This window comes from Mesorhizobium sp. WSM4313 (genome assembly GCF_002294725.1).
GTDB lineage: Bacteria > Pseudomonadota > Alphaproteobacteria > Rhizobiales > Rhizobiaceae > Mesorhizobium.
The window spans coordinates 139,428-145,766 of record NZ_NSFT01000013.1; the positions used below are offsets into that span (position 1 = coordinate 139,428).

5 protein-coding genes are annotated in these 6,339 nt (G+C 64.5%); all 5 read right to left on the reverse strand.

Going from position 1 to position 6,339, the window contains the following annotated elements:
- Positions 1-31: 31 nt before the first annotated feature.
- Positions 32-655, reverse strand: coding sequence for a poly-gamma-glutamate hydrolase family protein (locus tag CK219_RS24345; RefSeq protein ID WP_095769155.1), 624 nt, complete (start codon positions 653-655; stop codon positions 32-34).
- Between the two features lie 10 nt (positions 656-665).
- A complete protein-coding gene (locus CK219_RS24350) occupies positions 666-2,426 on the reverse strand; it encodes an AMP-binding protein (RefSeq protein WP_095769156.1) in 1,761 nt (586 codons plus the stop codon).
- Positions 2,427-2,512: 86 nt separating this feature from the next.
- Entirely contained in the window at positions 2,513-3,214 is a 702-nt protein-coding gene (hisG, locus tag CK219_RS24355; protein ID WP_095769157.1) for an ATP phosphoribosyltransferase, read from the reverse strand.
- Positions 3,211-4,329 carry an ATP phosphoribosyltransferase regulatory subunit gene (locus CK219_RS24360; RefSeq protein WP_095769158.1) on the reverse strand — a complete coding sequence of 373 codons (1,119 nt, stop codon included), beginning with the start codon at positions 4,327-4,329 and terminating at the stop codon, positions 3,211-3,213. Before CK219_RS24360 ends, hisG begins: the two co-directional genes overlap by 4 nt.
- A gap of 178 nt (positions 4,330-4,507) precedes the next feature.
- Complete coding sequence (gene hisS / locus CK219_RS24365) at positions 4,508-6,004, reverse strand: histidine--tRNA ligase (RefSeq protein ID WP_095769159.1); 1,497 nt, start codon at positions 6,002-6,004, stop codon at positions 4,508-4,510.
- Between the last annotated feature and the right edge of the window lie 335 nt (positions 6,005-6,339).

Here is a 6,339-nt window from a genome sequence, read left to right on the forward strand (position 1 = left end):
GGAGCACCTCTCACGGGCATCCTTGCAGCATTCAAAAGATGATTGGAGACCGGGAGCCGTTCATGGCGTCGAATGTCTCGATGGCATTACGAACTGCCCCACAGAATTCTTCCAGAAGTTCCGGCTCGTTGCCCAGTCGGCGGCGCAGCGAGAAGGGCACTTCCAGCTGCGCTCCCTTCCCCGTCAGCCCGCGATTGACGATGTTCGAATCCTGGATACCGGGAAAGGGATGATTGTCTCTTTTTGTCTGGAAACCGGCCTCCTGCAGACGCCCGGCTATCTCTGAAACCAACGTGGCGTCCTTGCCGCCCAGATAGACTGTCGAAAAATCGTCGCGATCCTGACGGCCGTGGATAGCGACGACGGTGGACTTCGTCCGCAACAGTTCGAGCGCGGTTGCCTCGTCAAAGTTCCTGGACGTTATGTGCAGCTCCCGGTTGCTTTCCGGCATGAGCCCTTCAAAGCAATACATATCGAGATCGGCCCCTGCTATCGTCTCGGTGATCAGGGAGGTGCGAGGCTCGATCTTGCCGCCATGCGGGGCCATGACGATGGCACTTCCGGTTCGCGCGCCCCGCCGGACGACGATGCGATAATCCACGTTTTCAATTTTGGCGGCTCTCAGCGCCGCGAAATTTGGAAACTCGTTGTCCATAGATGCCGTTTCACGCCGTCTTCTGCGCCACCAGCCCGAGCTCCTCTACCATCGCCTCGCGCATCAGGAACTTCTGCGGCTTGCCGGTCACCGTCATCGGCAGCTCGGCGCGGAAGCGGATGTAGCGCGGCACCTTGTAATGCGCGATCTGGCCGGCGCAGAAGGCCTTGATCTCCTCGGCGGTGGCGATCTGATCGGGCTTCAGCACGATCCAGGCGCAGAGCTCCTCGCCATATTTGTCGTCCGGAATGCCGAAGACCTGCACTTCCTTGATTTTCGGATGGCGGTAGAGGAATTCCTCGACCTCGCGAGGGTAGACGTTCTCGCCGCCGCGGATGACCATGTCCTTCACCCGGCCGACGATGTTGCAATAGCCCTCGGCGTCGATCGTGGCGAGGTCGCCGGTGTGCATCCAGCCGTCGACGTCGATCGCCTCACGGGTCTTTTCGGCGTCGTCCCAATAGCCCTTCATCACCGAATAGCCGCGCGTGCAGAGCTCGCCCGGCTCGCCGACCGCGACGGTGCCGCCGTCGGCGCCGATCGCCTTGACCTCGACATGCGGGTGGATGCGGCCGACAGTTGAGACACGCTTTTCCAGCGGATCGTCTACGCTGCTCTGGAAGGAGACGGGACTGGTCTCCGTCATGCCGTAGGCGATGGTCACCTGGCTCATATGCATCAGCGACACCACCTTCTTCATCACCTCGATCGGGCAAGGCGAGCCGGCCATGATGCCGGTGCGCAGGCTGGAGAGATCGAAGCTCGAAAAATCCGCATGGTCGAGCATGGCGACGAACATGGTCGGCACGCCATAGAGACCGGTGCAGCGCTCCTGCGCCACCGCTTTCAGCGTCACGCCGGCATCGAAGCCTTCGCCCGGGAAGACCATTGTCGCGCCCTTCGACACGCAGCCCATCGTGCCCATCGACATGCCGAAGCAGTGATAGAGCGGCACCGGAATGCAGAGCCGGTCTTCGGTGGTGAGTTTTATGGCCGAGGTGACGAAATTGCCGTTGTTGACGATGTTGGAATGCGTCAGGGTCGCGCCTTTCGGCGCGCCGGTCGTGCCTGAGGTGAACTGGATGTTGATGGCCTCGCCGGGCTTCAGCCCTTCGGAGATGCGGTCGAGGCTGTCATGCTCGTCGCGACCGGCCATCGCGAGCACGTCACCGAAATTGAACATGCCGGGCGAGTTGTCGTCGCCCATCCGGATGACGATTTCCAGCGCCGGCAGTTTCTTGGCCTTGAGCTTGCCGGGCTCCGCCTTGGCGATCTCCGGCGCCAATGTCTCGATCATGCCGAGATAGTCGGAGGTCTTAAACTGCGCGGCGGTGACCAAAGCCTTGCAGCTGACTTTGTTCAACGCGTATTCAAGCTCGGTCAGCCGGTAGGCCGGGTTGATGTTGACCAGAATCAGGCCGATGCGCGCGGTGGCGAACTGCGTCACCAGCCATTCCCAGCGGTTCGGCGACCAGATTCCGACGCGGTCGCCTTTTTCGAGGCCGAGCGCCAGGAAACCGGCGGCCAAAGCGTCGACAGCGTCCGACAGCTCGCTCCAGGTGAAACGCTTGTCCTGGCCGACGAAGACAGCGGCGTCGAGCGTGGCGTATCTGCTCACCGTATCGGAAAACAGCTCCGGAATGGTCTTGTCGAGCAGAGGCACCGAGCGGTCGCCCGACACATGCGACTTGCCTCCAACCGGAGCAATGAAGCTGTTGCGCGTTTTGCGCAGATTGGTGGCGTTCATGAGCTCGTCGAGTTTGATCGCCATCGCCGTTCTCCTCCCGGGATAGGCCAGCCTATCAGCCGATGGGGATGGTGGAAATCCGTCAAAGGTCCCCCTCTCCTTGAGGCCCCTCAGCGAGGAGGGAGGACGCTCATCTTCACGGCGATGTCGCGCAAGACCGCTTCATCGGCCGCATCGCGCCGCTTCTTCGACGCCACCAGACAGGCCTGCGACTTCAGGATCGTGCCGTCGCCCAGCACCTTGAGGTGGTTGGCGCGCAGCGTCGAGCCGGTGGTGGTGATGTCGACGATGACGTCCGCAAGACCGGCGGCCGGCGCGCCTTCGGTGGCGCCGAGGCTTTCGACGATGCGGTAGACCTGGATGCCGTGCTTGAGCGAGAAGAATTGCTGCGTCAGCCGCCAGTATTTGGTGGCTATCCTGAGCCGCCGGCCGTGGCGCTGGCGGAAATCGGCGGCGACGTCGTCGAGGTCGGCCATGCTCTCGACGTCCAGCCAGATATCCGGCACGGCGACGACGACATCGGCATGGCCGAAGCCAAGGCGGGCGACGACCTCGGCGCGCGCTTCCCAGTCGGCGAGATTCTCGCGCAAAAGGTCCTCGCCGGTGATGCCGAGATCGACCGCGCCCTGGCCGATCTCGCCGGCGATCTCGGACGCGGACAGGAAGGCCACCTCGACATTGTCGAGACCGTCGATGCGGGCGCGGTACTTGCGGTCGTCTTCAGGCAGGCTCACGGCCAGGCCGGCCCTGGCCAGCACCTCGAGCGACTGCTCCTTGAGACGGCCCTTCGAGGGGATCGCCAGCGTGATCATTTGGCGCTCTCCCGCAAGGCTTCGATACGGTCGAGCCAGACCGAGAAGCCGACCCCTGGAATCGGCTTTTTTGCTCCCAGCAGCGTCAGCAGCCGGTCGTAGCGACCGCCGCCGACCAGCGGGCGATCGCCATCCCGGACCGCGATCTCGAAGACCAGGCCGGTGTAGTAATCCAGCGGGCGGCCGAAGGCGGCGTCATAGCGGATTTCTGCCGCCGACAGCCCATGCGCCTCGATCGCCTTGGCGCGGGCGGCGAAATTCTCCAGCGCCGGTCCCAGCGACAGGCCGGCATCGGCGGCGAATTTTTCCAGCGCCGCGGTCGCGTCGCTGAGCGCGACGTCGATCTCGAGAAAGCCCTTCAACGCCGAGAAGGCCTCGTCGGACAGCCGCACGCTGCGCAGTTGCGCTTTCTCGATCAGCCGGCGCGCAATGTCGGCAGGCGCGCGGCCGGATGACGCCGACAGCCCGGCTTCCTCCATGCCGTCGGCAATATGCGCGGCGAGGCCTTCCACATCGCCGTCGAGCACCAGCAGGGCGACCGGACCGGAGAGCTGGCTGTTGCGCGGCGGATTGGCGAGATCGGCAAGGGCTGCCTCCAGCATCGGCGCCGAGCCGAAGGCGCGCGCCAGGCGCATGCGCCAGCCGCGCGGCAGGCCGAGCGCGGCCAGCACCGCCTCGAACAGGGTCTGGTCGCCGAGCGTGATGGCTAGCTTCCGGCCGGGCAGCACCAGCGACAGCAGCGCATGCGCGTCGGCCAGCGAACGGGCATCGGCGGCGGCCGTGTCGCCGTCGCCGAGATCCTCGATGCCGGCCTGGAAGAACTCGTTGCCGCCGTCGCGGCGCTGGCGGAACACTTCGCCGAGATAAGAATAGCGGCGCGGCGTGCCGGCCTGGCTAGAGATGTGATCGAGGCAGACCGGAATGGTGAATTCGGGCCGCAGGCACAGCGTCTTGCCGGTCTCGCTCTCGGTGAGAAAGATGCGGCGGCGCAGGTCTTCGCCCGCCATGTCGAGGAACGGGTCGGCCGGTTGCAGCACGGCGACCTCGACCGCGTGGGTGTCGCGGGCGGCGAAGAGTTTTGCGATGTCGGCGGCGATGGCGGGGCGGGTGGTCATAAAGCGCCACCTCCCCTTCCCCCCTTGCGGGGGAAGGTGTCGCCGAAGGCGACGGATGAGGGGTGCTCCAGCGGAGTGAGACGTTGGCGTACCCTGGAACACCCCTCATCCGTCTCGGCGCTCCGCGCCGATCCACCTTCTCCCACAAGGGGAGAAGGAAAGGACAGCGCAGTGCCCGTCACTTCGCCCGCTCCTCGGCCTGCGCCGCGAGTATCTTCTTCACCTCGCCAACCAGCTCGCTCTCCGCCACCGTCACCTGCGCCGGCCTTGCGGCGCGCCATTCGGCATTGTCGGTGATCTCGGCCGACAGGCGGGCCCCTTCGATCAGGTCCTTGATCTGCACCTCGCCCTTGGCGCGCTCGTCGCCGCCCTGGATGATGGCGACAGGGCTGCCGCGACGGTCGGCATATTTCAGCTGCGCCTTCATGCCGGCGCCGCCGAGATACATTTCGGAGCGGATGCCGGCGGCGCGCAGGTCGGCAACCATCTTCTGGTAGCGGCCGAGGCTTTCGGTGTCCTTGTCCATGACCAGCACCACGACCGGCGCGATGACATCGGAGGCGTCGAGCTTGCCGAGGTTCTTCAGCGCCGTCATTAGCCGCGAAACGCCGATGGAGAAGCCGGTCGCCGGCACCGGCTCGCCGCGGAAGCGCGAGACCAGCCCGTCATAGCGCCCGCCCCCGCCGACCGAGCCGAAGCGCACGATTTGGCCTTCGTCATTGGGGATCTCGGCCAGCAACTCGGCCTCGAAGACCGGGCCGGTGTAGTATTCGAGGCCGCGCACGACGGAGCGATCCATCACGATGCGGTCTTCGCCATAGCCAGCGGCTCTAACCAGCGCCTCGATCGTTGCCAGTTCGCCGACGCCTTCCTGATAGACAGCGTTGGCATTGACGCTTGCATCCTGGGCGGCCTGCCCGTTCCTTGCCGTTGCCAGAAGAACCGCCTCACCTTGCGTGTCGTTCAATCCGGCGCCCTTGGCGAAGTCGCCCTCGCCTTCCTTGCCGCCATCCCAACGGCCGGGACCAAGCAGGAGCCTGACGCCTTCCGGCCCGAGCTTGTCGAGCTTGTCGATGGCGCGCAGCACGGTCAGCCGGCGGCCGGCATTCTGGTCGCCGCCAAGCCCGATCGCCTCCAGCACCCCATCCAGCACTTTGCGGTTGTTGACGCGGATGACATACTCACCGCGCTTGATGCCGAGCGCTTCCATGACATCGGCCATCATCATCGCCATCTCGGCGTCGGCGGCGACGCCCGGCGTGCCGATCGTGTCGGCGTCGAACTGCATGAACTGGCGGAAGCGGCCGGGACCGGGCTTTTCGTTGCGGAACACCCAGCCGGAGCGGTAGCTGCGATAGGGTTTTGGCAGCTTGTCAAAATTCTCGGCGACGAAGCGCGCCGTCGGCGCGGTCAGGTCGTAACGCAGCGACAGCCACTGGTCGTCGTCATCCTGGAAGGAAAAGACGCCTTCGTTCGGCCGATCCTGGTCGGGCAGGAATTTTCCCAAAGCATCGGTGTATTCGATCATCGGCTGGTCGGCCGGCTCGAAACCGTAGAGTTCATAGACCGAGCGGATGGTCGCCATCATCTTCTCGACGGCACGAATATCCTCGGCGCTGCGGTCGGCAAATCCGCGCGGCAGCCGCGCTTTCGTTTTTTCCGATTTGTCGGCCATGGGATCGGTCTTTCTGGTCAATGGGCGCGCGTTTCCTAAACGATGCCGCTTGGAGCGGCAAGGGTTAGCGCCTGTCCTTCGCCTTGCGGGAAAAGGTGGATCGGCGCGATAGCGCCGAAACGGATGAGGGGTGTTCCAGCGGAGCGAGACGTCGGCTTTTCCTGAAGCACCCTCATCCGGCCGCTTCGCGGCCATCTTCTCCCACAAGGGGCCTGTTGCGTAATTGGCTGGTTGTGATTCTCTGAGAGGAAGCTCGGAGGGAATCGCGATGGCTGTGAAGCAGACGGGACAGTTGAGCCTGGCGGAGGCGTTTCTAGGCGACAAGCTTGCGGGCG

Bases quoted from the DNA above. Each gene is read 5' to 3' on its own strand.
- CK219_RS24360 (WP_095769158.1), bottom strand. From the start codon at position 4,329: ATGACCACCCGCCCCGCCATCGCCGCCGACATCGCAAAACTCTTCGCC.
- hisS (WP_095769159.1), bottom strand. From the start codon at position 6,004: ATGGCCGACAAATCGGAAAAAACGAAAGCGCGGCTGCCGCGCGGATTT.
- CK219_RS24350 (WP_095769156.1), bottom strand. From the start codon at position 2,426: ATGGCGATCAAACTCGACGAGCTCATGAACGCCACCAATCTGCGCAAA.
- hisG (WP_095769157.1), bottom strand. From the start codon at position 3,214: ATGATCACGCTGGCGATCCCCTCGAAGGGCCGTCTCAAGGAGCAGTCG.
- CK219_RS24345 (WP_095769155.1), bottom strand. From the start codon at position 655: ATGGACAACGAGTTTCCAAATTTCGCGGCGCTGAGAGCCGCCAAAATT.